Origin of the sequence: Clostridium sp. CX1 (assembly GCF_025398335.1) — a bacterium.
Lineage (GTDB): Bacteria > Bacillota > Clostridia > Clostridiales > Clostridiaceae > Clostridium_AM > Clostridium_AM tanneri.
This window is the reverse complement of sequence record NZ_JAODOO010000045.1, coordinates 1-2,704: the sequence shown is the minus strand read 5'-3', so window position 1 is coordinate 2,704 and position 2,704 is coordinate 1. Positions and strand designations below refer to the sequence as shown.

Here is a 2,704-nt window from a genome sequence, read left to right as displayed (position 1 = left end):
CATTGTACGAATTGTTTCTAGACAATCTGCATAGAAATATGCAATAAAACTAGAGGACTGCGAAGCAGTCTAACTTCATATCTGAATAATTAGGTGAAATTCCTATGATGTCTTAATGTTGGAAGGCATGCCCTAAGACTCCGACATGCGATATATCTTATCAATATATTGTATGAAGTTCGGTGAAGGCGGTGAAAATCGGACCTGAGAAGTGGTTAAGAGAAGTAATCGGGGGGCTATAAAATTACCATGGTTAGGATGTTCTGAGAGAACCGACGAACCCTTGAGTTAACGGCTCGAGACTTGCCATAGAATTCGAAATCAAGAATCTAAACTCCTAGAGAGTTTCAGTCGCCAAGGCTATGGTGGCATAGCTGAGGAAAAGTCTGGTGAGGACTTATCTTCAAAGCCCCCCAACTATGGGTTAGAAGAGACTGACGGGTTAAAGAGGGAACCTAAAGTAATATATGTAAAGCTAAGATATGAGGAACAATTGAAGTTCGGAAGGAAGTGCTAAAACTGATAAGAGTTGATATTCCTAAACAGTAGGAAATGACTGTTGAATCCGGATGGCAGCAGCCAGTAGTAGTGAGGAAGTAAGGTAATTCTTATGGAGCGAAGGGGCATAGTCAATTAGAAGAAAAGTTTATTAAGACATACGCAACGTTAGGAAGCCGAGGAGCATAACTGATTAAAACCATTTATCCCCGAAGGGACGTGATATAATGGCACAACAACTAACAGTTCCGAAAAGTGAAGGAGAACTTAGAGAATTACTAGATAAAATGTACAGCATAAGTAAAGAAAAAGTTAAGTTGAATAAAAAACCATCGTTCAAGGATTTAATTGAAATTATAAAATGCGATGAAGTTATAATTAGTGCAATCCATAAAATGAAAGCTAACAAAGGAAGTAAAACTCCAGGTGAGAATGGAAAAACAATTGATGACATTCTTCAAATGGGATATTTCGAAGTTGTTGAAATGATAGCAAACAAACTCAGTAAATATAAGGCTGGGAAAATTAGAAGAGTATATATACCTAAACCTGGTAAAACAGAAAAACGACCGTTGGGTATACCTAATATTGAAGACCGTATAATTCAAGAATGCATAAGAATGGTTATAGAACCTATCTTAGAAGCACAGTTTTTTGAACATAGCTATGGGTTTAGGCCTATGCGAAGCAGTGCTCACGCACTAGAAAGGGTTTCACATATTGCAAAATGGGTAAACATTTATTGGGTAATAGAAGGTGATATATCTAAATTCTTTGATAAAGTTAACCATAGGAAACTCCTAAATATTTTATGGAGTATGGGAATTAGGGATAAAAGACTTCTAATGATAATAAAGGAAATGCTAAAAGCCGGCATTGTAAATGAAACTGAGATTAATGGAAAAGGTACTCCACAAGGTTCAATACTATCACCAATACTAGCTAACGCTTATCTCACTAAGTTCGATGAGTTTATAACTAGCTTTTATGAAAAGAAAAAAATGAAAGTAGTTGGAAACAAACATAGATATGATGCTTTAAAACGTAAAGGATTTAAGCAAGTATTCATAGTGAGATATGCAGATGATTGGGTAGTATTCACAAATTCTAAGGAAAGTGCTGAAAAACTAAGATATAGAATTCAAAAATTTCTCAAAGAAAATCTTAGCCTTGAATTATCCATGAAGAAAACAAAGATAACCAACATGAGAAAGCAACCAATTAAATTTCTGGGATTTGAGATAAAATGTTGGAGAGGTAAAGGAAGAACGGGATATGTAGTTAGAAGTAAGCCAGATATTAATAGAATTAGACCAAAAATTAGACAGATACTTGGCGAAATTAGAGATATAAATTCATATCCTTTGGAGGAAGAAAAACTTATTCAAATTCATAATATCAACAGCATGATTCGGGGACTAATAGAATACTACAAATACGCAACTAGAGTAAATATAGTTTTTAATAAGTTCAGTAAAATGATGGGTTGGTCCGCTTTCAAAAGTCTAAGTAAATGGAGAAAAACTCAATGGGTGCGAGCGTGCGATAGCACTAATCTTCAACTTGTTCACTCAGAATATACTGAAAAACTGGCTTCTATTAAAGTCAGAGGAGAAGTAATTGCTATCACAAACATTAATATGGTGAGATGGACTAAGATAGCACAGAAAAATCAGGATGAAACTCCATATAGTAAAGAGGGTAGACTTAAATATGTTATGAGGATGAAAAAGCGACCATTAAAAGAAAGAGCCATGGAACTAAACATTCACCTTAATCAAACAATAATTCTTAGTTGCAAAAATGGAGCACAAAAAGACAGATTTAACAATTTCGAATATCATATGAATAGACCATACGCTTTCAATAGAGATAAAGGTAAATGTAGAATTTGTGGATTATATCCAAATAAGAAAAATGTTAAAATTCATCACATCACAAAAAAACTTCCAATAAATCAAGTTAACAAAGTTAAAAACCTTATGACTGTATGTAAAAAATGCTATCAAAAGATTCATAGCAGAAGTAGAATCGAAGGCGATAGTGAAGAAAATGAGAAAATCCTTAAATATCGTGAATTAATGTCTTAATAATAAATAATCTAATTGATAGAACGCCGTATGAGGTGAAAGTCTCACGTACGGTGTGAAAGAGGGGAAAAGAGAGGCTTAACGTAAAGTCGAAGTCTGCTCTTACCTATTCTTAT

At 34.2% G+C, this 2,704-nt stretch carries 1 protein-coding gene; it reads left to right on the top strand.

The window, feature by feature from the left end:
- Positions 1-725: 725 nt before the first annotated feature.
- Positions 726-2,588, top strand: a complete 1,863-nt coding sequence (gene ltrA / locus N4T77_RS20020) for a group II intron reverse transcriptase/maturase (RefSeq protein ID WP_261673628.1) — start codon at positions 726-728, stop codon at positions 2,586-2,588.
- The last annotated feature ends 116 nt before the right edge of the window (positions 2,589-2,704 follow it).